Source organism: Streptomyces microflavus, assembly GCF_014650075.1.
In the GTDB taxonomy this organism is placed as follows: Bacteria; Actinomycetota; Actinomycetes; order Streptomycetales; family Streptomycetaceae; genus Streptomyces; species Streptomyces microflavus.
Genome location: NZ_BMUG01000005.1, coordinates 239,824 through 265,052, shown reverse-complemented (window position 1 = coordinate 265,052; position 25,229 = coordinate 239,824). Strand labels below are relative to the sequence as shown.

Sequence of the window (25,229 nt, the reverse complement as noted above, 5' to 3'; positions counted from 1 at the left end):
GGTGGTCGCGTACCCGCCGGCTCAGGCGCTGCCCAGCGCCTCCGAGACCAGGGCGCGCGCCTCCTCCTGGACCCGCCCGAGGTGTTCGGGCCCCTGGAAGCTCTCCGCGTACACCTTGTAGACGTCCTCCGTGCCCGAGGGGCGGGCGGCGAACCAGGCGCTGTCGGTGCAGACCTTGAGGCCGCCGATCGCGGCCCCGTTGCCCGGTGCCTCGGTGAGGACCGCGGTGATGGGCTCCCCGGCGAGGGTGTCGGCCTTGACCTGCTGCGGGGAGAGCTTGGCCAGGACCGCCTTCTCCTCGCGGGTGGCGGGCGCGTCCACGCGGGCGTACGCCGGGTCGCCGAAGCGGGCGGTGAGCTGGGCGTACCGCTGGGAGGGGGTGGAGCCGGTGACGGCGGTGATCTCGGAGGCGAGCAGGGCCAGCAGGATGCCGTCCTTGTCCGTGGTCCAGACGCGGCCGTCGCGGCGCAGGAACGAGGCGCCGGCCGACTCCTCGCCGCCGAAGCCGAGGCTGCCGTCGAACAGCCCGTCCACGAACCACTTGAAGCCGACCGGTACCTCCACCAGGGTGCGGCCGAGGTCGTGGGCGACCCGGTCGATCATCGAGGAGGAGACCAGCGTCTTGCCGATGCCGGTACCGGCGGGCCAGCCCTCGCGGTGGGTGTAGAGGTAGTCGATGGCGGTGGCCAGGTAGTGGTTGGGGTTCATCAGGCCGCCGTCGGGGGTGACGATGCCGTGGCGGTCCGCGTCGGCATCGTTGCCGGTGGCGATGGTGTACGCGTCGCGCTGTTCGATCAGCGAGGCCATGGCGTGCGGGGACGAGCAGTCCATCCGGATCTTCCCGTCCCAGTCCAGCGTCATGAACCGCCAGGTGGGGTCGGCGAGCGGGTTGACCACGGTGAGGTCGATCCGGTGCCGCTCCGCGATCCGCCCCCAGTAGCCGACGGAGGCGCCGCCGAGCGGGTCGGCGCCGATCCGGATGCCCGCGTCCCGTACGGCGTCGAGGTCGAGGACGGAGGGCAGGTCGTCGACGTAATGGCTCAGGAAGTCGTAGCGACCCGTGGTGTCGGCGGCCAGCGCGCGGGCGTACGGGATGCGACGGACCTCCCCGAGTCCGGCCTCGATCAGGGCGTTGGCCCGGTCCTGGATCCAGGAGGTGGCGTCCGAGGCGGCCGGTCCGCCGTTGGGCGGGTTGTACTTGAAGCCGCCGTCGGCGGGCGGGTTGTGCGACGGGGTGACCACGATGCCGTCGGCCAGGTGGTCGGTGCGCCCGTGGTTGTACGTCAGGATGGCGTGCGAGACGGCGGGCGTCGGGGTGTAGCCGTCGTCGCTGTCGATCAGGACGGTGGCCCCGTTGGCGGCCAGGACCTCCAGCGCGGTGACCCGGGCGGGCTCGGACAGGGCGTGGGTGTCGGCGCCCAGGAAGAGCGGCCCGTCGGTCCCCTGCCGGGCCCGGTAGTCGCAGATCGCCTGGGTGGTGGCGGCGATGTGGTCGTCGTTGAACGCGGCCGCGAGGGCGGAGCCGCGGTGGCCCGAGGTGCCGAAGGCCACCCGCTGGGCGGGCTCGGCCGGATCGGGGTGGAGGGCGTAATAGGCCGTCACCAGCCGTGCCACGTCGACCAGGTCCGCTGACTGCGCCGGCTGCCCGGCCCGTGCGTGCACCATCGGGGTCTCCTCTTGCGTCTTCGTCATCACCGGCCCGGGGAGCGGGCCGCCGTCCCGGGGCGGACGATCACCCCGATCCGTACCCGATTCTGTCTCCTTGCCCCGCATGGGTGCGTGACGGGTTCACGCCTTCCTCGCGTGGCCGCCCGGCCGGGACAGCACCGCGCCCCCGGTCCGGGGCGGGACCGGGGGCGCGGTGGGCTCGGGGTCAGCGGCCCTGCAGACGCTTCACGTTGTCGCCGAAGGTCCAGCCCTTGGAGCCGTCCCAGTTCAGGGACCAGGTCATCAGCCCCTTGAGGGAGCCGTTGTAGTGGTTCCAGGCCTGGGAGACGAGCGAGGTGGACATGTGGCCGCCGCCCGCGCCGGGCTGGGCGGGGAGACCGGGCACCTGCTTGTCGTAGGGGACCTTGATGGTGGTGCCCTGGATGACGAGCCCCCTGTTCAGGCAGTCCGTCTGAGCGGTGAAGCCGGCGACCGTACCGGCGGAGTAGGAGTCGCCGGAGCAGCCGTACATGCTGCCGTTGTAGTACTGCATGTTCAGCCACCACAGGCGGCCGTTGTCGGCGTACTTCTTGATGATGGGCAGGTACGCGCCCCAGATCGAGCCGTAGACCACGCTGCCCCCGGTGACGTACGCCGTCTCGGGGGCCATGGTGAGGCCGAAGTTCGACGGCATCGCGGCGAGGACGCCGTCGATGATGCGGATGAGGTTGGCCTGCGACGCGGAGAGCTGGTTGATGTTGCCGCTGCCGACCAGGCCGGTCTCGATGTCGATGTCGATGCCGTCGAAGTTGTACTTCTTCAGGATCGGGACGACGGTCGCGACGAACCGGTCGGCGACCGCGCTGGAGCTGAGGTCGATCCCGGCGGTCGCGCCGCCGATCGACATGAGGGTGGTAAGACCGGAGGCCTTGGCCTGGCACATCTCCGCGGGGGTGGCGACCTTGACGGTGTTGTCCATGCCGTCCTCCCACAGGACGGTGCCGTCCGAGCGGATGACGGGGAAGGCCGCGTTGATGACGTTGTACCCGTGCTGGGTGATCCGGGAGTCCGTGATCGGGATCCAGCCGAGCGGCGGGTGCACACCGTTGGCGGCGCCGTCCCAGTTCTCCCAGTATCCCTGGAGCACCTTGCCGGTCGGCTTCGACTTGACCGCGCAGGTCTCGGCGGCCGTGGCGGTGTTCCTTTCCGCGGTCTTCGGCGGGGCGGCTCCGACCAGCATCGGTACGACGAGCGCCGCCGCCAGGCCGAGGCCCAGCAGTCGTGATGTACGGCCCATGATCCGTAGTCCTTCCTGCCCGGGTCCGCCGCCGTCGGTGCGAAAGGTTCGCCCCGACCCGCCCTGTGTCGTGACCCTGCCAAACCGTAGAATGGTCCAGACCTTCGGTCAAGAGGTCTGGACCAGGCTGCCCAGCTCGGGGCGGGGAAACACCGCGGCGGGGTGGGAAGCAGCACAGTCAACTGCTTCCCACCCCGTCCGGTCACCGGTCGCGGCCCCTCAGCCGCGCCTGGAACCCGGGCCCCTCAGCCCCGGTCGTACGTGTGGAACCCTCGGCCGGTCTTCCGGCCGAGCAGCCCCGCCTCCACCATGCGCTGGAGCAGCGGCGGCGGGGCGTAGAGCGGTTCCTTGAACTCCTCGTACAGCGATGCGGCGATGGAGGCCACCGTGTCCAGGCCGATCAGGTCGGCGAGCTTGAGCGGGCCCATCGGGTGGGCGCAGCCCAGCTCCATGCCGGCGTCGACGTCGGCGGCGGTCGCGAAACCGGACTCGGCCATCCGGATCGCGGAGAGCAGGTACGGGATCAGCAGCGCGTTCACGACAAAGCCGGACCGGTCCTGGGAGCGGACCACCGTCTTGCCGAGCACCGAGGTCACGAACTCCTCGGCCGCCGCGACCGTGGCGGGCGCGGTGTGCAGGGAGGGGACGACCTCCACCAGCGGCAGCACGGGCACGGGGTTGAAGAAGTGCAGGCCCAGCACCTGGTCGGCGCGGTGGGTGGCCATGCCGAGACGCATCACGGGGATGGCGGAGGTGTTGGTCGCCAGAATGGCCCCCGGGTCCTCGACGATCTTGTCGAGGGCGGTGAAGACCTCCGTCTTGGCCTCGGCGTTCTCGACTACGGCCTCGACCACGAGCTGACGGTCGGCCAGGGCGTCGAGGTCGCCCGTGAAGACCAGCCTGCCGAGGGCGTCCTCGGCGGTCGGACGGCCCAGCTTGCCGCGCTGCACGGCTCGTTCCAGCGAGACCGCGACCCGCTCGCGGGCCCGGTCGGCGGCCGTGGCGTCCGCCTCGCAGACGACCGTGTGCACTCCGGCACGGGCGCAGACCTCGGCGATCCCGGCGCCCATCTGACCGCCGCCGACGATGCCCACCCGGGCGATGCGGGCGCTCATGCCTGCACCACCGGTCGGCCGACGAGGTGGCGTGCGTACGCCTCCGTGGTGAAGAAGGCGGGCAGCTCCTTGGCGAGGGCGGTGCGTTCGAAGAGGTCGCGGACCTGGTCGAGCCGGGCCCAGGGGTACGTGGCGCCGAGCGTGGCGAGCTCCTCCTCGAAGAGCCGCTCCACCGTTTCGCGGTCGACGGCCCTGTGCTTGAGCCACTGCCAGATCTGGACCCGGGCGATCTCGGCGGTCGCCGCGTCCTCCATGAGGCCGTTGAGGGCGACGGCTCCCCGGCCGCCCAGCCAGGCGTCGTAGTACCGCAGGGTGACGGCGATGTTGTCGCGGACACCGGCGGGGGTCGGGCGCCCCGCCGTGCGGCGTACGGCGACGAGCTCCTCGGCGGTGACGTGGACGTCGTCGCGGGTGCGTTCCAGCTGGTGCGGCCGGTCGCCGAGCACCCCGTCGAAGACGGTCCGGCAGACGGGGACGAGCCCCGGGTGGGCGACCCAGGAGCCGTCGAAGCCGTCCTCCGCCTCGCGTTCCTTGTCGAGCCGGACCTTGGCCAGTGCCGCCTCCTGCGCCCCGTCGTCCCCGCCGGGGACCTGGGCGGCCATGCCGCCGATGGCGTGGGCGCCGCGCTTGTGGCAGGTGCGGACCAGGAGTTCGGTGTAGGCGCGCAGGAAGGGGGCGGTCATGGTGACGGTGGACCGGTCGGGGAGGACGAAGTCGGGGCGGTGCGCGAAGTTCTTGATCAGGCTGAAGAGGTAGTCCCAGCGGCCCGCGTTGAGGCCGGCGCTGTGTTCGCGCAGCTCGTAGAGGATCTCCTCCATCTCGAACGCGGCGGTGATCGTCTCGATGAGGACGGTGGCACGGACCGTGCCGCGGGGGATGTCCAGCAGCTCCTGGGCGAGGAGGAAGACGTCGTTCCAGAGGCGGGCCTCGTACCGGTTCTCCAGCTTGGGCAGGTAGAAGTACGGTCCACTGCCGGCGTCGAGCTGCCGCCGGGCGCAGTGGAAGAAGTAGAGGCCGAAGTCGACCAGGGCGGCGGGAACGGGCCGTTCGTCGATGACGAGGTGCTTCTCCGTGAGATGCCAGCCCCGGGGCCTGACCATGATGGTGGCGGGCCGGTCGGTGAGCCGGTACTCCTTGCCGGCCTCGCTGGTGAAGTCGATGCGCCGGTCGATGGCGTCGATCAGGGTCAGCTGGCCCTGGACGATGTTCTCCCAGGTGGGCGAGGTGGCGTCCTCGAAGTCCGCCATCCACACCTGGGCACCGGAGCCCAGGGCGTTGACCGCCATCCGCCGGTCGGGCGGGCCGGTGATCTCCACCCGGCGGTCGGTGAGGCCCGGGGCGGGCCGGGCGACCCGCCAGTCGGGGTCCTCGCGGATCGACTTGGTGGCCCGCGAGAAGTCGAGCGGGGTGCCGCCGCGCAGCAGCGCGGAGCGGCGGCGGCGCTCGGTCAGCAGGTCGAAGCGGCGGGCGGCGAAGGCCGCGTCTAGGCGGGCGATGAAGTCGAGGGCCTCGGGGGTGAGGACCTCCTCGTGCCGGTCGCCCGGTACGCCGAGGACCTGGACGCGGCCGGTTGTGACAAGGGTGGTCATACGGGTCTCCTCAGCGGGGCGTGGGCGGGGGCGGACCCCGGCCGCGGGGGGATGTGGGTGCCCCCGCGGCCGGCAGGGGCTGCTAGTGGAACTGCTCCTCCTCCGTGGAGCCGGTGAGGGCCGTGGTGGAGGAGGCGGGGTTGATGGCGGTGGAGACCTGGTCGAAGTAGCCGGTGCCGACCTCGCGCTGGTGCTTGACCGCGGTGAAGCCGTGCTCCTGGGCGGCGAACTCGCGCTCCTGGAGGTCGACATAGGCGGTCATGCCCTGCTCGGCGTAGCCGCGCGCCAGGTCGAACATGGCGTGGTTGAGGGAGTGGAAACCGGCCAGGGTGATGAACTGGAAGCGGTAGCCCATCGCGCCCAGCTCCCGCTGGAACTTGGCGATCTGGTCGTCGTCCAGCGCGGCCCGCCAGTTGAAGGAGGGCGAGCAGTTGTACGCGAGCATCTGGTCCGGGTGCTCGGCGTGGATCGCCTCGGCGAACTCGCGGGCCTGGGCGAGGTCCGGGGTGCCGGTCTCGACCCAGATGAGGTCGGCGTACGGGGCGTAGGCGAGGCCGCGGGAGATGACCGGGGCCATGCCGTTCTGCACCCGGTAGAAGCCCTCGGCGGTCCGCTCCCCCGTGACGAACCGGGCGTCGCGCTCATCCACGTCGCTGGTGATGAGGTTGGCGGCGAGCGCGTCGGTGCGGGCCACGATCAGGGTGGGCACATCGGCGATGTCGGCGGCGAGGCGGGCCGCGTTGAGGGTCCGCACGTGCTGGGCGGTGGGGACGAGGACCTTGCCGCCGAGGTGGCCGCACTTCTTCTCGGAGGCGAGCTGGTCCTCGTAGTGGATACCGGCCGCACCGGCCTCGATCATCGCCTTGGTCAGCTCGAAGGCGTTGAGCGGTCCGCCGAAGCCGGCCTCCGCGTCGGCGACGATCGGGGCCAGGTAGTCGGTGGTGTCGCCCGCGTCCTCGGCGGTGGCGATCTGGTCGGCGCGCAGCAGGGCGTTGTTGATCCTGCGGACCACGCTCGGCACCGAGTTGGCCGGGTACAGGCTCTGGTCGGGGTAGGTGTGGCCGGCCAGGTTGGCGTCGGCGGCGACCTGCCAGCCGGAGAGGTAGATGGCCTGAAGGCCCGCCTTGACCTGCTGGACGGCCTGGCCGCCGGTCAGGGCGCCGAGCGCGTGGATGTAGTCCTGCTCGTGCAGCTGGCGCCAGAGCCGCTCGGCGCCGCGCCGGGCGAGGGTGTGCTCCTCGCGGACGCTGCCGGAGAGCCGCACCACGTCCTCGGCGCTGTAGGTGCGCTCGATGCCCTTCCAGCGGGGGTCGCTCGCCCACCGTTGCGCCAGCTCTTCCGCCGTCGTCCTTGCCTGCGCCATGGCGTTACTCCCGAAGTCGTGTGGGTCGATCTTGTGAATGGTGCGAAGTCCGCGTCACTGAGTGACGTGGCTTCCAGGTGCGGCCCACCGGACCTCCGAGGTGGAACGGTAAGCAATGCGCCCGGCCGATCGGTCCGGAATCCCGAGGAGTACGACGTCAGGGCGTGAAATCGTGCTCGGTAACCCGGTCCGGAGCCGGTGTCCGGTGGGCCGCAGGAGCAACTCTGACAGTGGCACTGAGTGCCAACAACCGGGTACGCATGCCAAGTTCTGCGAATCTTTCCGCGCACTTTGCCAAGGTTGCGAAGGGCCGGGACCACCACTTCGCAGCTAGGGTTGTCGACATGTGGACCATGGCGGAAAGGGCCCCGGAGTGAGCAAGACCTACGCGGGCGCGCGGCTGCGCAGGCTGCGTGAGGAGCGCGGGCTGAGCCAGGCGGAGCTGGCCCGGATGCTGGCGATCTCGCCGAGCTATCTGAACCAGATGGAGCACGATTCGCGCCCCCTGACGGTGCCGGTGCTGCTGCGGCTGACCGAGGCGTTCGGCGTGGATCCGGGCTTCTTCTCGGAGCGGGACACCACCCGCGTGCTGGCCGACCTCCGCGAGGCGCTCGCCGACGAGGTCGGCGCGGCCCGGGTCTCGGCCGCCGAGCTCTCCGAGCTGGCCTCGCGGCTGCCCGGCGTCGCCTCCGTCCTGCTCGACCTCGGCCGGCGCAACCAGGCCCTGGCCGGACGGCTCGCGGAGGCCGCCGAGCTGCGGGGCGGCGGCGGTCCCGACCTGCCGCGCTCCCCGCACGAGGAGATCCGCGAGTTCTTCTACCGGCGGCAGAACTACCTGCACGAGGCGGACGTGGCGGCGGAGGAGCTGGCGGCGCAGATCGGGGTGCGCCCCGGCGAGGTCGTCACCGCGCTCGCGGCCCGGCTCACCGGGCGGCACGGCATCCGGCTGGCCACCGCCGCCGACCGGCAGAGCAGGCCCGGGGGCGCGTCGGGCAGCCGCCGTCAGGCGCGGCACGGCAGCGACGAAAGCAGCAGGGGCACTTCCGGCGGCGCGGACACGGGCCGGCTGCACCACTTCGACCGGGACGCGCGGGTGCTGTACCTCTCCAGCCGCCTCCGGCCGGGGCAGCAGGCCTTCCGGATGGCCACCCAGCTGGCGCTGCTCGAATACGGCCGGGAGATCTCGCAACTGGCCTCGGAGGACTACGACGAGGGGTCCGCGACCTGGCCGCTGGCGAGGATCGGGGTCGCCAACTACTTCGCGGGCGCGCTGATCCTCCCGTACGGCGCCTTCCACACGGCTGCCGAGGAGGTCCGGTACGACATCGAGCGCCTCACCGACCACTTCGGGCTCGGCTACGAGACGGTCTGCCACCGGCTCTCCACGCTCCAGCGGCCCCGGCTGCGCGGGGTCCCGTTCTCCTTCGTCCGGGTCGACCGGGCCGGGAACATGTCCAAGCGGCAGTCCGCGACCGGGTTCCACTTCTCGCGCGCCGGCGGCACCTGCCCGCTCTGGAACGTGTACGAGGCGTTCGCCGCTCCCGGACGCATCCACGTACAGATCGCAGCCATGCCCGACGGGCAGCGCTACCTGTGGACCGCGCGGGCCGTGACCCGGCACCGGGGCGGCTGGGGCGAGCCGGGGAAGACGTTCGCGATCGGGCTCGGCTGCGAGATCCGGCACGCGGGGCGGCTCGTCTACTCCGACGGGCTCGACCTGGACAACGCCTCGGCCGCGACACCGATCGGGATGGGCTGCCGGATCTGCGAACGGCTGGACTGCCCGCAGCGCGCGGTCCCGCCGCTGGGGCAGCCGCTGGCCATCGACGAGAACAGCAGCACGTTCGTGCCGTACCCGGTGAAGGGGGCGCCCGAGTAGCCGGGGCGCGCCCCCTCGCCGGACCGGGTCAGGAGAAGCGCAGCGCGATCGTGTCGCCGACGCCGATCACCTTGTTACGGGTTGCCCCGGCGAACGCCGAGCCGTCGGTGGACACCTTCCAGGTCGCTGAGCCGGTGTTGGCCTTGCCGTTGATGGAGGTGATGGTGCCCGTCCCGGAGGCGGGGACCACGGAGGTGACGCAGCCGGCCGGGGTGGAGGCGGTCGACGCGGCGGCCAGGACGGTGCCGAGGTCGGTCGTGGTGCCGGTGGGGGTGAAGGCGACGTTGCAGACCTTCAGGGTGCCGGTGCCGTCGTCCACGGTGAGCGCCAGCTTCGTCGCCGTACCGGAGATGAAGCCGCTTGCCGCGACCCAGGTGGGCGCGCCGACCGTGACCGGGGTGGGCGGTGCGGCGGTGAAGCCGCCGCCGGCGACGGCGCGCAGGGCGTCGGTGGAGGAGTAGGCGGACGGGGTGGTGTCCGAGGGCTGGTACTTGAAGCCGCCGGCCGGGTTGAACTGGTTGGCGATCAGGAAGTCGACCGGGGTCTTCCCCGCCGGGGTGAGGAAGTCGCCGGTCTGCGGGTTGATGCCGCAGGCGTTGAGGCCGGAGACGGCCCAGCCGTTGGAGCTGGTGTTGATGCCGTACAGGGCGTTGAACGCGCCGGAGGCGTTGATCAGCTTGCTCTTGAGGAACGCCTTGGCCTGGACGATGTCGGGGTCGGTGTTCGGGACGCCGGAGACGCAGAGCGCGGCCATCGAGGCGCCCGTCATGTCGATGTCGCCCGGCTTGGCCAGCTCGGTCGCGTTGCCCTCGGCCTTGCTGTAGGTCCAGCCGCCGTCGTTGTGCTGGTTGGCCCGGACCCGGGTGACGATCTTGTCGACGAGCGCTTGAGGTACGCGCTGGGCGCCCGCCTGGGTTCTGGCACCGCCCAGCGCGAGGGCTGCGAAGACCGTCCCGTTGTAGTTCGCGGACGGGCCGAAGTACCCGGCCTCCGCGTTCTGCCAGTAGCCGTAGGTGTCGGCGATCAGGTTGCGCGAGGCGGAGACGCGGGCGGGGTCGATCCCGGCGGCGTACGCGTTGAGCGTGCCGCGCTCGTAGTCGGTGACGACGGGGGTGGCGGAGGGCCAGCCGGGGGTGGAGAGCAGATTGCGGTAGACGGTGCGGGCGTTCTTCGTCGCGTCGCCGCCGGGCGTCACGTCCACGGCGGCCGTCCCGGCGGCGGCGAACGTGCTGAAGGCCCACTCGTTGGAGAGCCCGGAGCCCGCGTACGAACCGTCGGCGGCCTGGAGGGACTTGAGGTACGCCACACCGTTGGTCTTCGAGGTGGCTATCTGGGCGGGGGTCGAGGTCGCGGCCGCGGGCAGCGCCGCGAGGACGAAGGCCCCCAGGGCGGCGGGGACCACGAGGGCAAGGCGGCGAGACGCTCGGGAGGTACGGAAGGTACGGGAGGTACGGGGGGTGACAGAACGGGGCATGTGCCTGCTCCTGGAATGAGGGGCGCACGGCACCGCACGCCCCCGGGTACGCACAGAGGGCAGAGGTGGGTGGCCGGCGCCCAAACGCGTGGGTACGGCTTCGGTGATACGGCTGCCAGTAGGGCATTCGGGCTCGGGAACGGCCCCCTGCCGTCCCACACCGCTGCGCGTCAGCCCCGGATTCGCACCGGGTTCCCCCTCGTGGCAGGCCAGGACGCTACCCGAGGCGGCAAGGGCGCGCCAGGGACGGCCGGGGGCGCACGGGAGGCGCGAAAGCAACGAGACGCAGACCACCTTGACGGTCTCTTCGAGAGCGTGTTCCAATCCGCCTGATAAGCACTCAGCCTCAGGGGAAGCCGGTCGGAATCCGGCGCTGACCCGCAACCGTAGGCCCGCCACCGCGCGGGCGAGCCGGAATGCCTGGGGCCTGGAATTTCAGCGAGAAGCGCCGTCGCGGACTACGGCGTGGTTCGAACAGCTCCCTGCGGGCGGCCCTTTCACGGCCGCGTCCCGGGGAGCCGTCTGCCACGCATGGCCCGCCCGGACGACACGAGGGGCCGTGGTGGGGACCGCACAGCAGCATGACCGGCGGCCGGCCGGCAGGAGAATCCTCTCGCTGTTCGCGGCGGCGGCGGTGACCTTCGCCGCGAGCGTGGCCTTCGTCACCGGCGCAGCTCCGGCGGCCGCCGACCCCGTCGAGCAGTGCACGGCCACCCATGGCGCGGTCGTCGCGGTGGACTTCGGCCCGTTCGGCGGCGGTGTGGTGCGCGGCTGCGACACCACCCCGACCACCGGGTACGAGCTCCTGCGCGACGGCGGGTTCACCACCGAGGGCACTCGGCACGACGGCCCCGGCTTCATCTGCCGCCTCGGTAACGGCTCCTTCAACTCCGGTACGCAGTACCCGACTCCGGCCACCGAGGACTGCGTCCTCACCCCGCAGGCCACCGCCTACTGGTCGTACTGGATCGCCTCGCCCGGCCAGGCGAGCTGGTCCTACAGTCCGCTCGGCGCCATGGACCGCAAGCCCGGGGCGGGCGACGTGGACGCCTGGGTGTTCGGCGGGACGGACGTCGGCGGCACCACCGGCCGACCCACCTTCACGCCCGACGACGTCCGCGCGGGCGGGGGCACGACCCCGGATCCGTCGGACACCCCGACGGACGGCCCGAGCGTGCCGGTCGGGAAGATCGACGTGGAGGCCGCCGCCCGCTGGGTGACCCAGCAGCTGCACGACGGCAGCCATGTGGTGGACGAGGGCTCCGAGACCCCGAACTACTTCCTCACCACCGAGGCCGCGTACGCGCTCGCCGCAGCCGGCGGCAGGAGCCCGGCCCTGGACAAGGTGGTGGCACGCCTCGCCTCGGGCACCGATGAGTACGCCTACGCGGCGGGCCCGGAGGAGGCGCCCGACGCCGCCGCGGCGGCCCGGCTGGCCCTGCTCGCCGAGATCACCGAGGGCGACCCGCGTGACTTCGGCGGGCACGATCTGCTCGGCGACCTGGAGAAGAACGTCTGCCTGACGGGCCCCGGCCCGGGGTGCACGGCCAAGGGCGACTTCCGGGGCGCCTCGTACGGCGACGGGCAGGCACTGGCCGTGCTGGCGCTGCTGCGCGGCGGGGTCGTACCGCCGGCCGAGACCGTGACCCGGCTGACCCAACTGGTCTGCGAGGACGGCTCGGTGACCAGCATCCTCATCGGCCCGGACGAGTTCTGCGACGGCGACCCGATGACCACCGGTCTCGTCGCCCTGGTGCTGGACGAGGCGGGCGGCCACGACGCCACCGTCGCCAAGGCGCGCGCTTACCTCAAGAAGGCGCAGCTGAGGAGCGGCGCGTTCCCCGGGTACAACGGGTCCACCACCGGCTCCGTCCCGGCCACCGCCTACGCGGCGCAGGCGCTGCGCGCGCTCGGTGAGGTCCGTGCGGCCGATACGGCCATCTGGTGGCTCTCGCGGGAGCAACTCACCTACGGCGGCTTCGGGTTGGACGAGGGGGCCGAGGACCCCGCGCTCTACGCGACGGTCCCCGCCGTGCTGGCGGGCAGTGGCACCAGCCTGGTCACCCTGACCACGAAGGTGCCCGAGCCCACCGAGCCGCCGACCACTCCCCCGACGACGCCGCCCACCACGACGCCTCCTCCTTCCGGTGACGGCCCGAACCTCAGGAAGGGCGTCGCCTACCTCACCAGCCCCGCCCACCTCCAGCAGGGGCGCTACTACGCGGCGGGCGGGCCCACCGGGCGGGCCGACTTCGGCCTCACCATCGACGGCGCCTTCGCGCTGGCCGCGACCGGCCACGACAACGACGCGCTGCGCGGAATCGTGGACTTCCTGGACCGGGGCGGCAAGGACGGCGAAGCCCGTACGGTGCACGACTGGACCAACGCCGGCTCCGCGCACGCCATGGGCGGCTCCATGGGCAAGGCGGCGCTGCTCGCCCAGGTCGTCGACCGCGACCCGCGCGACTTCGGCGGCAAGGACCTGATCGCCGGTCTGGCCGACGCGGTCTGCACGGCGAAGAGCGCCCAGCCGGACCGCAGTTGCGCCGACAAGGGCGCCTACACCTACGCGATGTCCGTCTTCGGCCAGTCCCTCGGCGTCATCGCCCAGGTGCGGGCGGGCGAGGAGAAGGCGGCCGAGGCCCCGGTCGGCTATCTGGCCGGGCTCCAGAACACCTCCTCGGGAGCCTGGCCCAGCCTGGTCCCGCCGACCGGTGACGCGGACGTCGACTCCACCGCTATGGCGGCGATGGCGCTGGACCTGGTACCCGGCGACGCCCACGCGGCGGCCGTGGACAAGGCACTGGCGTGGATCGCCTCGAAGCAGCTGAAGGACGGCGGCTTCCCGGGCGCGGCGGGCAACTCGGTGAACTCGGCGGCTCTCGCCGTGCAGGGCCTCTCCCTGGATGCCGAGAAGTACGGCAAGCAGATCGCGAAGGCCCGCACGTTCCTCGCCTCACAGCAGAACGCGGACGGCGGCTTCAACGTGGCCAAGGAGGGGCAGCGGGGCTCCGACCTCCGTGCCTCGACGCAGGCGGTGGGCGGTTCGACCGGCATCTCGTTCGGTGTGCTGGCGCGCAGCCTGGACGGTACGACACCGAATCCGGTGCCGTCCTCCTCCACCACGCCGGTGATCGTCACGCCCGGCGGCAGCGCGGGCTGCGGAGGCATCGTGGACGCGGGTGGTGGCGGTGGGGGCCTCGCCTCGACCGGTACGCAGGCGCTCGGCCTGGCGGGAGCGGCCGCCGCACTCGTCATGGCGGGCTGGGGCGCGGTCGTGGCCGCCCGCCACCGGCGTACGGCCGTGGGCGGTGACCTGTGAGGTCCCGCTTCCGCCGGATCGTCGGCCCTGTCCTGGCCGTGATCGGCCTGACGGGCGCGGCGCTCCTCGCGCCCGCCTCTCCGGCGGGGGCCGCCCCACAGCCGATCGGCCGGTGCACTGCCTCGTCGGGCGTCGTCCTGGCCGTCGACTTCAGCCACTGGGGCGGTCCCGTCTACCGCTCGTGCGGTACGACGCCGACCACGGGCTACGAGCTGCTCAACCAGGGCGGCTGGCAGACCACCGGCACCGGGCACGACGGCCCGGCGTTCATCTGCCGGATCGGCTACAGCGGCCATCAGGGCGGCAAGCAGTACCCGAGGCCCCAGCAGGAGGACTGCGTCCTCACCCCGCCCGCCTCCGCCTACTGGTCGTACTGGCACGCGAACCCCGGCGAGAACACCTGGGAGTACAGCCAGCTCGGGGCCATGAGCTACAAGCCCCGGCCGGGCAGCGTGGACCTGTGGATCTTCGGGGGGACGGACATCGAGGGCACGAAGGGCCGCCCGACGATCACGCCGGACCAGCTGCGCGCCCACAACACGCGCCCCACGGGCGGCGATCCGGCGCCGAAACCGAAGCCTGATCCCGTACGGACCACCCCACAGCAGCCCGGCGGTGGCGGCCAGGCCCCGCCGCCTCCCGACGCGGCCCCCTCGGAGACTGCGGTGTCCCCTTCGCCGTTCCCCTCCGCCACCGCTTCCCCGTCCGCCTCTCCGTCCCCCTCCCCCAGCGCCTCGGTCCCGGCCTCCGCGTCGCCGAGCGAGGTGGTGGCGGCGCCGGGCGGTGCGGCGAAGGTGGTGGACGCCGCCCCGGTGCCGGACGCGGAGCACGACTCCGGCTCGGTGGTGCCCGTCGCTGCGACGGCCGGGCTCGTGGCGGTGATCGGTGGCGCGGCCGTGTTCGCCGCGAAGCGCCGCCGCCGTGCGGAGTAGCGCCCCTGTGCCCCGTACCGCTGCTGTGAAAGCCCGCCCGCCGGTGTCCGCCCCCGGGCCGGACACCGGCGGGAGGCGGCTCCCGCGTACCCTGCATCCGCTCGCCTGGTGGATCTGGGCGCTCGCCCTGGCCACCGCCGTCAGCCGCACCAACAACCCGCTGCTGCTCTTCCTGGTCCTCGCGGTGCTCGGCTATGTCATCACCATGCGGCGGACCGAGGCCCCGTGGGCGCGCGGCTTCAAGTACTACCTCTATCTGGCGCTGACGGTCGTCGCGATCCGGGTGGTCTTCCGGGCGGTCTTCGCCACCGGGATGCGGCCGACGGACCACCACCTCTTCTCCCTGCCGCACATCCCGACCCCGGACTGGTACGCGGGGATCCAGCTCGGCGGCCCGGTCTCCCTGGAGGCGCTGCTGTCGGCCGCCACGGACGGGCTCCGGCTCGCCTGCATGCTGTGCTGCATCGGCGCTGCGAACACGCTCGCCAACCCGAAACGGGCGCTGCGCGTGCTGCCCGGCGCACTGTACGAGCTCGGCGTGGCCGTCACCGTCTCGATCAGCGTGGCCCCGCAACTGGTCCAGAGCGTCCAGCGGGTGGCGCGCGCCCGCCGGCTGCGGGCCGGGCGCAACAAGGGGCTCAAGGCGCTGCGGAGCATCGTGGTGCCCGTGCTGGAGGACGCGCTGGAGCGGTCGCTGCGGCTGGCGGCGGCGATGGATTCGCGCGGTTACGGGCGGGCGGGTTCCGCCACGCGTGGCTCGCGCCGGCTGACCGGGACGCTGATGCTCCTGGGCATGTGCGGGCTCTGCGCCGGGGCGTACGGGCTCCTCGACCCGACCGCCCCGAAGCTGCTGGGGCTGCCCGCGCTGGCGGCCGGTGCGGTGCTCTGCCTGGCCGGGCTGCGGCTCGGCGGGCGCCGGGTGACGCGGACGACGTACCGGCCCGATCCCTGGCGGTTCGCGGAGTGGGCGGTGGCGTCCTGCGGGGTGCTCTCGGCGGTGCTGCTGTTCGTCAACGTCGGTTACGACCCGGCCGCGTTGAACCCGTCCATCTATCCCCTCAGCTGGCCGACGCTGCCGCTCGTCCCGGCCGCCGCCGTCCTGCTCGCCGGGGCGGCCGGGTTCCTGGCGCCGCCGCCGGGCAAGCCCGTCCCGTACGTCTCCGCGCCGCGCACCGAGGAAGCCGCATGATCACCTTCGACCAGGTCACCGTCGTGTACGACGGGGCCGACGAGCCGGTCCTGCGGGACGTGAACCTGGTGGTCGACGAGGGCGAACTCTGCCTCGTGGTGGGCCATACGGGGGTCGGCAAGTCGACTCTGCTGGGCGCGGTCAACGGGCTCGTGCCGCACTTCACCGGCGGCACGCTGTACGGCACGGTCACCGTCGACGGCCGCACCACCGCCGGCCACCCGCCCCGCGAACTCGCCGATGTCGTCGGTGTGGTCGGACAGGACCCGCTGGACGGGTTCGTCACGGACACGGTGGAGGAGGAACTCGCTTACGCGATGGAGCAGTTGGCGATCTCTCCGGCGGTGATGCGCAAGCGGGTGGAGGAGACCCTCGATCTGCTCGGGCTCGCCGATCTGCGCCACCGGGCGCTGTACGAGCTCTCCGGCGGGCAGCAGCAGCGCGTGGCCATCGGCTCGGTCCTCACCGCCCACCCCCGCGTCCTGGTGCTGGACGAGCCGACGTCCGCGCTCGACCCGACGGCAGCGGAGGAGGTCCTGGCCGCGGTGACCCGGCTCGTCCACGACCTGGGGGTCACGGTGCTGCTGGCGGAGCACCGCCTGGAACGGGTGGTGCAGTACGCGGACCGGGTCATCCACCTCCCCGGCGACGGCCGCGTGGTCTCGGGCCCGCCGGCGGACATCTTCGCCACGTCGTCGATCGCGCCGCCCATCGTGGAGCTCGGCCGTGCCGCGCGCTGGTCGCCGCTGCCGCTCTCGGTCCGGGACGCCCGCCGGGCCGCCGCCCCGCTGCGCACCGCCCTGGCGGCCGTCCCGGCCCCGGCCGTCCGCCCGGTGCCGGAGGAGCCGGGTGCGGCCCTGCTCACCGCGCGCGGGATCACGGTGGCGTACCGGGGTGTCGCGGCGGTCCGTGAGGTGGACCTCGATCTGCGGGGCGGCGAGATCACCGCGCTGATGGGCCGCAACGGCTCGGGCAAGTCGTCGCTCCTGTGGGCGCTCCAGGGCTCGGGGCCGCGCAAGTCCGGTACGGTACGGGTCGCTTCAGGCAACGCGGACGGTACGGGCGGCTCGGTCGGCGGGACCGGATCGGGCGGCTCGCGCGGACCGGACAGCTCGCGTGGATCGGGCGGCTCGCGCGGACCGGCGAAGGGCAGCGACCCCAAGAACCTCTCCGCGGCCGAGGCCAGAGCGCTCGTCGGTCTCGTCCCGCAGACCCCGACCGACCTGCTCTACCTGGAGAGCGTCGAACAGGAGCTCGACCAGGCCGACATCGAGTCGTCGGCGTCGGCGTCGGACGGCGGGCTCACCGCCCGCGTGATCCTGGACCGGCTGGCTCCCGGCATCGACGGCGCGGCCCACCCGCGCGACCTCTCCGAGGGGCAGAAGCTGGCGCTGGTCCTCGCCATCCAGCTGACGGCGGCACCCCGGGTGCTGCTGCTGGACGAGCCCACCCGGGGGCTCGACTACCGGGCGAAGACCCAGCTCATCTCCATGGTCGACGAACTGGCCGCCGAGGGAAGGTCGGTGGTGATCTCGACCCATGACGTCGAGTTCGCGGCCCGCGCGGCGGACCGGGTGGTGGTGATGGCCGAGGGCGACATCGTCGCGGACGGGCCGACCACCGAAGTGATCGTCGCCTCCCCCGTCTTCGCCCCGCAGGTGGCGAAGATCCTCTCGCCGCTGCCCTATCTGACGGTGGACCAGGTGACGTCGGTGCTGCCGGCCGAGGAGGCGGGGGCGTGAAGGAACTCCCGGAGCTGCCGGACCTCACCGGGCGCCCCGCGGGCGCCATCCGCATCGGCCCGCGCGCCTCAATCGTCATCGCCATGGCCGCCTTCCTCGGGCTGGTCGCCTTCTTCTGGCCGTTCCTCGTCGCACCGGGGCGCCTGGGGGCCAACTACGCTCCGCCGCTGATCTTCGGCGTCCTGCTGGTCCTGGTCCTGTGCGTGGTGATCTCCGAGATCGCCGAGGGCGGCATCAACTCCAAGGCCCTGGCGATGCTCGGGGTGCTCTCCGCCGTCAACGCGGCGCTGCGCCCGCTCGGCGCGGGCACGGCGGGCATCGAGACGGTGTTCTTCGTCCTGGTCCTGGCGGGACGCGTCTACGGTCCCGGCTTCGGCTTCACGCTGGGCTGCACCTCGCTCTTCGCCTCCGCGCTGATCACCGGCGGGGTCGGCCCCTGGATGCCGTACCAGATGTTCGGCTGCGCGTTCGTCGGCATGCTCGCGGGCTTGCTGCCCCGCGCCACGGGCCGCCGCGAGGTGATGATGCTCGCGGTCTACGGATCGCTCTCCGGCTACCTCTTCGGTTTTCTGCTGAACCTCTCCTTCTGGCCGTTCTCGGTGGACCCGAACAGCTCCATCGCCTACCTGCCCGGCCTTCCCTTCACCGAGCAGTGGCAGCGCTACCTCGCCTTCGACGTGGCGACCTCCCTCGGCTGGGACACCGGACGGGCCGTCACGAACTTCGTCTGCATCACCCTGGCCGGCCCCGCCGTCCTCACCACGTTCCGCCGGGCCGCCCGCAAGGCCCGCTTCCGCGCCCCGGTGCGGTTCGCCGCACCGAAGTCCGAAGGCCCCTGACGCGACGGCACTTGATAGATTCGGCAACCGCCGCAACGGCGATCACTTCTTTGGGGGAAGTCGTGGACTGGGGGACGCTCGTCGCGACGGTCAGCGGTGGCTTCATCGCCATCTCGGGGACCGTACTGGCCGACCATCTGCGCCAGCGCCATGAGAAGAGCCGCGGGGCGGCGGACCGGCGGCGCGCGGTGTACATCGAGTTCATCTCCGCCGTCGGGGACTGCCACGCCCGGCTGCGGCAGATCGCCCAGGACCAGGACCCCTCCACCGACCCGGACCGGGCCGCCCGCGCCGCCCTGGGCGAGGCGGCCGTCCACGAGGTGCGCGAGCGGTTCTTCATCGACGCGTCGGCCGACGTGGCCGGCGCCGGGCAGGCGATGTTCGCGCAACTGCGCGCGGTCCAGCGCGTGGTGGGCACGGGCGCCGGGCACACCTCCGCCGCCTTCCACGACGCCTACCACCCCTACCTCGACCGGGTCTGGACCTACCGGGTAGCGGTGCGGAGGGAGTTGGAGGACCGGACGTTCTCGCCGGAGTCCTTCGGCTGGGACGACTGGGACGGCAGGGACCGCTGCCCGATCTGCCGGCACGGGCTGACGGCCGGGGCATGAGGACCGGTCGGGCCGGGGTGGCCCGAGGTGCTCACGGGGTGCCCGGTCCCTGCCGCCGCGCTGCCCCGTGCACGCCGTCGTGGATCGTCTGGGCCATGAGCACCGGACCGTTGTAGTGGCCCCCGCTGATGGTGTTGTTCGTGATCGACACGGTGGTACCGGTCGGCTGCAGGGGGGCCAGCTCGTCGAGCAGCCCCCTGAGCTCGTCCGCCGCCTCCGGATTGTCCCGCAGGGCACGGCGGATCCTGATCCGCCACTCGGCCGTCACGTCCGCGGCGCCGTCCTCGTCGCCGCTCCGGCGCGCCGCGATCAGTTCCTCGCGGGACTCCTCCAGCTCGGCGTCCACGGCCTCGCTGTCCTCGCCCCGCGCCAGGAACCGGGCCACCCGTCCGCGTGCCTGGTTCCACGCCTCGGTGGCCATCAGCCCCACGAAGGCCGTCGCACCCGATGCCGCCAGTGCCGTCAACTCGGCTTCCACCGGACCCCCCTCTGCCTCACCCGTCACCGTACGGACACGTAGAGCGCCGCTGGTGCAACCGTAGAGAGCCAACGGTCCCATCGGAAGCGGAATCGAGCGCGCGGCACAGTGCATTTCCAGCCATGTCGGCCGAGGGGGCGGTGGCCTGCCGGGGCGCGCGGGGGCCTCGGGGGCGGGTACGGGCGGCGGACGCAACCGTGAGCGGGCCCCGTGCGTGATGATGGAGAGAGGGCAGCGACGCGGCAGCCCTCCGCCGGGACGGCCGGCCGGTGCCCCGGAAGGGCGGTCGCCATGTCCGTAGCCCGATCGAACGCATCAGCCCGATCGAGGACACCGGCCGCCGCGCTGCTCACCATGCTCCTCCTGGTCCTCCTCGCGGCCGGATGCACGGGCGGGGACGGCTCGGGGCCCGAGAGCCGGAGCAGCAGCCCGTCCGGGACGGGAGCGGACGCGAAAGTGCTCGCCGTGAAGATCGACAATGTGGCGCCCGCCCGGCCGCAGACCGGTCTCGACCAGGCGGACATCGTCTATGTCGAACAGGTGGAGGCCGGTCTCAGCCGGCTCCTCGCGGTCTACTCCTCCGAGCTGCCGCCGGTGATCGGGCCGGTCCGCAGCGCCCGGGAGACCGATCTGGAGCTGCTGCGCCAGTTCGACCGGCCGGTGCTCGCCTTCTCCGGGGCCCAGAGCAGGCTCCTCCCGGCCATCGACCGGGCGCCCCTCGACGCCGTACCGCCGTCGGCCGCGCCCCGGGCCTACTTCCGGGGGCCGGAGCGGCCGGCCCCGCACAATCTGTACCTCCGGCCGGAGAGGATCCCGTACGCCGCTTCCGGGACCGAGGCCGTGGAGGCGCTGGGGCTGAGGTTCGGCCCGGCGCCGCCCGGCGGAAGGGCCGAGGAGAGCCGTACGGTCCGCTTCCCGTCCGCGCGCACCACCTTCACCTGGTCCGCCGAGCGCGAGCGGTGGCTGGTCTCCATGGACGGCTCCCCCGCCCGGACGAGCGAGGGAGGGCGGCTCGGGGCCGCCACGGTGATCGTGCAGGACGTGACCGTACGCCCTTCGGCCTTCGGGGACCGGTCGGGGAACAACACCCCGTTCACCGAGACCGTGGGCTCGGGGACCGCGCACGTCCTGCGGGACGGGAAGGCGTACGAGGCCCGGTGGGCGCGCCCCTCGGCGGACGCGGACACGGCGTTCACCACCCCGGACGGCGAGCGGATCGACCTGGCCCCCGGGCCCCTGTGGATCGTTTACGCGCCCCGCTGAGGCTTCCGGGTGCGGCGGGGCGCGGCCCCGGCCACCGACGGTGACCCGGACCGCGCCCCTGGTGAGGCCCTGCTACTGCCAGACCTTGATGTAGTCGACGCTCAGCTTCTGCGGGAAGCGGGTGGTGGTGTCCGGCGGACCCGGCCAGTCACCCCCGACCGCGTTGTTGAGGATCAGGAAGAAGTCGTGGTCGAACACCCAGGGTCCGCGGGTGCGCTCCAGCTCGTCCCGGTCGACCCGGAACGACACCTGGCCGTCGACCCGGAACGTCATGCCGGTGCTGTTCCAGTCCACGGCGAAGGTGTGGAAGTCGTCGGCGTAGTCCGCGCCCCCGGGCAGGGTGTGGGGGCCTCCGTAGCCGGCCGCGCCGTTGTAGGCGGGGGCGTGCAGGGTGGAGTAGGCGGTCTTCGGCTCCTTGCCGACGTGTTCCATGATGTCGATCTCACCGGTGTAGGGCCACGGGCGGCCCTTGTCGAAGTAGTCCGCGCCCAGCATCCAGAACGCGGGCCAGAGCCCCTGGGTGCCGGAGACCTTGATGCGCGCCTCGACCCGGCCGTAGGTGAACTGGAACTTCCCGTAGGTGTTGAGCCGCGCCGAGGTGTACTGGCACGTGGTGCTTCCGCTCAGCGGGTCGGGCGGGCAGGCCGATCCCGGTGTCGCCTCCCGGCGGGCCTCCAGGACGAGGGAGCCGTTGCCGTCCTGGGCGGCGTTCTTGTTGTCCGTGTAGTACTCCAGCTCGTTGTTGGGTCCGGTTCCGGTCTCCGGGACCCACTTGGCCGGGTCGGGTGCGGCACCGGCGGGGCCGTTGAACTCGTCGCTGAAGACCAGCCGGTCGTACGTGGGGTCGGCGGGCAGCGGCGGGGCGGGGATCGGCGCTCCGCCGGTGCCCCAGACCTGGAACTCCCAGAGCGAGTAGCCGTATTGACCGCTGCGCTGGGTGGCGTACAGCCGTACGTGCCGGCCGGTGCCGCTGACGTCGAGCGTCTCCTTGAAGCCGGTGCCGGAGGCGGTCTGGTGGATCGTCCGCCAGTCGGCGCCGTTGTCGGAGACCTCGATCCGGTAGGCCCTGGCGTAGGCCGGGTCCCACTGGAGGACCACCCGGTTGATCTGGGCGGGGGCGCCGAGGTCGACGGCGATCCAGCCGGGGTCGGTCCAGCCGCCCTCGGGGCTGGTGGCCCAGCGGCTCGCGGGGTCCCGGTCGAAGGCCTTGTCCGGGCCGCACTCCCAGCAGGTGCCGTCGTGCTGGGAGGTGGAGGCGGATCCGGCCTTGCCGTACGAGAGCAGGACGTCACCGCCGGGGTTGTTGCCGCCGGTGGTGGAGTAGACCTGGAACTCGTGGAGGGAGTAGCCCCACGGGGTGGCGCGCTGGGTGCCCAGCAGCCGGATGTAGCGTCCGGTCCCCGAGACGGTGAGGGTCTCGACGCCTCCGGTGCCGGTGGTGGTGGAGTGGATCGTCGTCCAGTCGGTGCCGTTGGCGGAGAGCTCGATCCGGTAGCCCCTGGCGTACGCGGCCTCCCAGTTCAGCACGACCTGGCCGACCGCGGTGCTCGTGCCGAGGTCGATGCGGATCCACTGGTCGTCGGTGAACTCGCTGGACCAGCGGGTCGCCGGGTTGCCGTCCACGGCGTTGGGGGCGGTGAAGGGACCTTCGGCGCTGGAGGCGGTGGCCGGTTTCCCCTGGGAGACGAGGACGGCCGCGGCGACGGCCCGCTCCGGGGCGAGCGCCGCCGAGAGGGTGAACAGGAGGGCCACCGCGGCCATGACGGCCAGGGCGCCTCGAAGCCGTGGTGTTCCACGGGCATTCATGGGAACTCCTTGCTCTGTAGCGGAGGTTGGGCCGAGAGAGCGCTCCCCCCGCAAGGGGGAGAGTGGCGGGAGCCGCGTCAACCGTCAAGGGGTTGCGGAGCAGTTGGCCCGGCAGCCGGTCGATCGTCACCCGACTTGTCGTCACAGAACTCCACCAACTGCCCGTGTGCTTTCAGGAGATGAAACATCAAGCGCCTCCGGAGGCCGATCGCACCGATCCTGTGCACAACTCTTGACGTGGCCGAAACGCGGGAGAATCATTCGGCTACCGAGAGAGCGCTCTCTCCTTCCCGTGGGAGCTGCGCCCGCCCCCCACCTCCGCCCCCGCACATATGACACCTCAGGAGACCAGGACATGTCTGTTGCCCTCGTCAGACCCTCGCGGCCCCCGATGGCCGCACTCCACCGATGGCGCGGCCTCGGCTTCGCGCTGGTGACCGCGCTGGTCGCGGCCCTGCTCGGAGTGGCTCAGGCCGCCCCGGCCCAGGCCGCCCCCGTCCTGCTCTCCCAGGGCAGCCCGACGACCGCCTCCAGCGAGGAGAACGGCGGCACGGCCGCGGGCAACGCGGTCGACGGGAACGGCGGGACGCGCTGGTCCAGCGCCTTCTCCGACCCGCAGTGGATACGGATCGACCTCGGCTCCCCGGCCGCCCTCAGCCGGGTCGAGCTCGCCTGGGAGGCCGCGCACGCGAAGAGCTACCGCATCGAGCTCTCCACCAACGGCACCAACTGGACGACCGCGTACAGCACCACCACCAGCCAGGGCGGGAACGAGACGCTCACCGTCTCCGGCGAGGCCCGCTACGTACGCCTGACCGGCACGGAGCGCGCCACCGGATACGGCTACTCCCTCTGGGAGTTCAAGGTCTTCGGTACGCGGGACGGGGGCGGCGGCCCGGAGATTCCCGGCGGCGGTGACCTCGGCCCGAACGTCCATGTCTTCGACCCCTCCACGCCGAACATCCAGGGCAAGGTCGACGAGATCTTCCGGCAGCAGGAGTCCGCGCAGTTCGGCTCCGGACGGCATGCGCTGCTCTTCAAGCCCGGTACGTACAACAACATCAACGCGCAGATCGGGTTCTACACCCAGATCGCCGGCCTCGGCCTCAACCCCAACGCCACCACGTTCAACGGCGATGTGACCGTGGACGCGGGCTGGTTCGACGGGAACGCCACGCAGAACTTCTGGCGCTCGGCGGAGAACCTCACGCTCAACCCGGTCAACGGCACCAACCGCTGGGCCGTCTCCCAGGCCGCGCCCTTCCGCCGTATGCACATCAAGGGCGGGCTCAACCTGGCGCCCGACGGATACGGCTGGGCCAGCGGCGGCTACATCGCCGACAGCAAGATCGACGGCACCGTGGGCCCGTACTCCCAGCAGCAGTGGTACACCCGCGACAGCTCGGTGGGCGGCTGGACCAACGCGGTCTGGAACATGACCTTCTCCGGTGTGCAGGGCGCGCCCGCGTCCAGCTACCCGAACCCGCCGTACACCACGCTGGACACCACTCCGATCTCGCGCGAGAAGCCGTTCCTCTACCTGGACGGCAACGAGTACAAGGTCTTCGTCCCGGCGAAGCGTGTCAACGCGCGCGGCGTCTCGTGGGACAGCGGGAACCAGCAGGGTGAGTCCATCCCGCTGAACCGCTTCTACGTCGTCAAGCAGGGCGCCACCGCGGCGACCATCAACGCGGCGCTCGCCCAGGGCCTCAACCTGCTGTTCACGCCCGGTGTCTACCACATCGACCAGACCATCAACGTGAACCGCGCCAACACCGTCGTCCTCGGTCTCGGCCTCGCCACGATCATCCCGGACAACGGGGTGACCGCGATGAAGGTCGCCGACGTCGACGGGGTGAAGCTGGCCGGCTTCCTCATCGACGCCGGACCGGTCAACTCGTCCACCCTGCTGGAGGTCGGCCCTCAGGGCGCCTCCACCGACCACTCGGTCAACCCCACCACCGTGCAGGACGTGTTCATCCGCATCGGCGGCGCGGGCCCCGGCAAGGCGACCACCAGCCTGGTGGTCAACAGCGACGACGTCATCATCGACCACACCTGGATCTGGCGCGCCGACCACGGCGAGGGCTGGGGCTGGGAGACCAACCGGGCCGACTACGGCGTCCGCGTCAACGGCGACGACGTCCTGGCCACCGGCCTGTTCGTCGAACACTTCAACAAGTACGACGTGGAGTGGTACGGCGAGCGCGGCCGGACGATCTTCTTCCAGAACGAGAAGGCGTACGACGCACCCAACCAGGCGGCCATCCAGAACGGCAGCACGAAGGGGTACGCGGCCTACCGGGTCGACGACTCCGTGAACCAGCACGAGGGCTGGGGTCTGGGCAGCTACTGCTACTACAACGTCGACCCGACGATCATCCAGGAACACGGCTTCAAGGCCCCGGTGAAACCGGGCGTGAAGTTCCACAACCTGCTGGTCGTCTCGCTCGGCGGCAACGGCCAGTACCAGCACGTGATCAACAACATCGGCTCCCCCACCTCGGGAACGTCGACGATCCCTTCGACCGTCGTCAACTTCCCCTGATCCGCACGGTGTGAGGCAGGTGAGCCGGTCCGGTGTCCGGCGGCCCGGACCGGCTCACCCCGCAGACCGTGGGCGCCCTCCGGCGGACGTGACCGTCCGCCGCCGTGGTGGACCGGTTTCTCACGTCATGGCTCA

17 protein-coding genes and 1 riboswitch are annotated in these 25,229 nt (G+C 72.1%); of the genes, 9 read left to right on the top strand and 8 right to left on the bottom strand.

All coding sequences use genetic code 11. The features are described from left to right. Positions 1-21: 21 nt before the first annotated feature. From pgm to aceA, 5 genes are all read right to left on the bottom strand, one after another. Entirely contained in the window at positions 22-1,665 is a 1,644-nt protein-coding gene (gene pgm, locus IE264_RS16455) for a phosphoglucomutase (alpha-D-glucose-1,6-bisphosphate-dependent) (protein ID WP_032754369.1), read from the bottom strand. 208 nt (positions 1,666-1,873) lie between these two features. Beyond that, positions 1,874-2,944 (bottom strand): chitinase, encoded by a 1,071-nt coding sequence (locus tag IE264_RS16450; RefSeq protein WP_015606769.1) that lies wholly within the window; start codon positions 2,942-2,944, stop codon positions 1,874-1,876. Positions 2,945-3,189: 245 nt separating this feature from the next. Then, positions 3,190-4,059 (bottom strand): 3-hydroxybutyryl-CoA dehydrogenase, encoded by an 870-nt coding sequence (locus tag IE264_RS16445; RefSeq protein ID WP_032754367.1) that lies wholly within the window; start codon positions 4,057-4,059, stop codon positions 3,190-3,192. Beyond that, positions 4,056-5,648 carry a malate synthase A gene (aceB, locus tag IE264_RS16440; RefSeq protein ID WP_032754365.1) on the bottom strand — a complete coding sequence of 531 codons (1,593 nt, stop codon included), beginning with the start codon at positions 5,646-5,648 and terminating at the stop codon, positions 4,056-4,058. Before aceB ends, IE264_RS16445 begins: the two co-directional genes overlap by 4 nt. An 82-nt stretch (positions 5,649-5,730) precedes the next feature. Beyond that, the gene (gene aceA / locus IE264_RS16435) at positions 5,731-7,011 is read right to left on the bottom strand and encodes an isocitrate lyase (protein ID WP_015606772.1); all 1,281 of its coding nucleotides are present in this window, start codon (positions 7,009-7,011) and stop codon (positions 5,731-5,733) included. Positions 7,012-7,384: 373 nt separating this feature from the next. On the opposite strand from aceA, the gene IE264_RS16430 reads away from it, so the two are divergent. Continuing rightward, positions 7,385-8,890: a short-chain fatty acyl-CoA regulator family protein gene (locus tag IE264_RS16430; protein ID WP_032754363.1), complete on the top strand. Its 1,506-nt coding sequence runs from the start codon at positions 7,385-7,387 to the stop codon at positions 8,888-8,890. Positions 8,891-8,918: 28 nt separating this feature from the next. Here the strand turns inward: IE264_RS16430 and IE264_RS16425 are convergent, their stop codons facing one another. Then, positions 8,919-10,364, bottom strand: a complete 1,446-nt coding sequence (locus tag IE264_RS16425) for a prenyltransferase/squalene oxidase repeat-containing protein (protein WP_032754361.1) — start codon at positions 10,362-10,364, stop codon at positions 8,919-8,921. A gap of 121 nt (positions 10,365-10,485) precedes the next feature. Next, a riboswitch (cobalamin riboswitch) is annotated at positions 10,486-10,562 on the bottom strand. A gap of 364 nt (positions 10,563-10,926) precedes the next feature. Here IE264_RS16425 and IE264_RS16420 point away from each other — a divergent pair. The 6 genes from IE264_RS16420 to IE264_RS16395 all read left to right on the top strand — a co-directional run bounded on the left by IE264_RS16420 (position 10,927) and on the right by IE264_RS16395 (position 18,999). Beyond that, a complete protein-coding gene (locus tag IE264_RS16420) occupies positions 10,927-13,686 on the top strand; it encodes a prenyltransferase/squalene oxidase repeat-containing protein (RefSeq protein WP_032754939.1) in 2,760 nt (919 codons plus the stop codon). Further along, entirely contained in the window at positions 13,683-14,618 is a 936-nt protein-coding gene (locus tag IE264_RS16415) for a hypothetical protein (RefSeq protein ID WP_032754358.1), read from the top strand. The genes IE264_RS16420 and IE264_RS16415 overlap by 4 nt, the downstream gene beginning before the upstream one ends. Before the next feature lie 7 nt (positions 14,619-14,625). After that, entirely contained in the window at positions 14,626-15,807 is a 1,182-nt protein-coding gene (locus tag IE264_RS16410; protein ID WP_032754355.1) for an energy-coupling factor transporter transmembrane component T, read from the top strand. After that, positions 15,804-17,549, top strand: a complete 1,746-nt coding sequence (locus tag IE264_RS16405) for an ABC transporter ATP-binding protein (RefSeq protein ID WP_032754352.1) — start codon at positions 15,804-15,806, stop codon at positions 17,547-17,549. The genes IE264_RS16410 and IE264_RS16405 overlap by 4 nt, the downstream gene beginning before the upstream one ends. Beyond that, positions 17,546-18,388 carry an ECF transporter S component family protein gene (locus IE264_RS16400; RefSeq protein WP_051821696.1) on the top strand — a complete coding sequence of 281 codons (843 nt, stop codon included), beginning with the start codon at positions 17,546-17,548 and terminating at the stop codon, positions 18,386-18,388. The genes IE264_RS16405 and IE264_RS16400 overlap by 4 nt, the downstream gene beginning before the upstream one ends. Before the next feature lie 62 nt (positions 18,389-18,450). Beyond that, positions 18,451-18,999, top strand: coding sequence for a hypothetical protein (locus IE264_RS16395; protein WP_032754350.1), 549 nt, complete (start codon positions 18,451-18,453; stop codon positions 18,997-18,999). Positions 19,000-19,030: 31 nt separating this feature from the next. Here IE264_RS16395 and IE264_RS16390 read toward each other — a convergent pair whose 3' ends face one another. Next, positions 19,031-19,477 carry a hypothetical protein gene (locus IE264_RS16390; RefSeq protein WP_015606781.1) on the bottom strand — a complete coding sequence of 149 codons (447 nt, stop codon included), beginning with the start codon at positions 19,475-19,477 and terminating at the stop codon, positions 19,031-19,033. A gap of 291 nt (positions 19,478-19,768) precedes the next feature. On the opposite strand from IE264_RS16390, the gene IE264_RS16385 reads away from it, so the two are divergent. Beyond that, complete coding sequence (locus IE264_RS16385; protein ID WP_051821695.1) at positions 19,769-20,740, top strand: DUF3048 domain-containing protein; 972 nt, start codon at positions 19,769-19,771, stop codon at positions 20,738-20,740. A 72-nt stretch (positions 20,741-20,812) separates the two neighbouring features. Here IE264_RS16385 and IE264_RS16380 read toward each other — a convergent pair whose 3' ends face one another. Continuing rightward, positions 20,813-22,546: a discoidin domain-containing protein gene (locus IE264_RS16380; protein ID WP_015606783.1), complete on the bottom strand. Its 1,734-nt coding sequence runs from the start codon at positions 22,544-22,546 to the stop codon at positions 20,813-20,815. 355 nt (positions 22,547-22,901) lie between these two features. On the opposite strand from IE264_RS16380, the gene IE264_RS16375 reads away from it, so the two are divergent. Then, a complete protein-coding gene (locus tag IE264_RS16375) occupies positions 22,902-25,094 on the top strand; it encodes a discoidin domain-containing protein (protein WP_015606784.1) in 2,193 nt (730 codons plus the stop codon). Positions 25,095-25,229 lie beyond the last annotated feature (135 nt).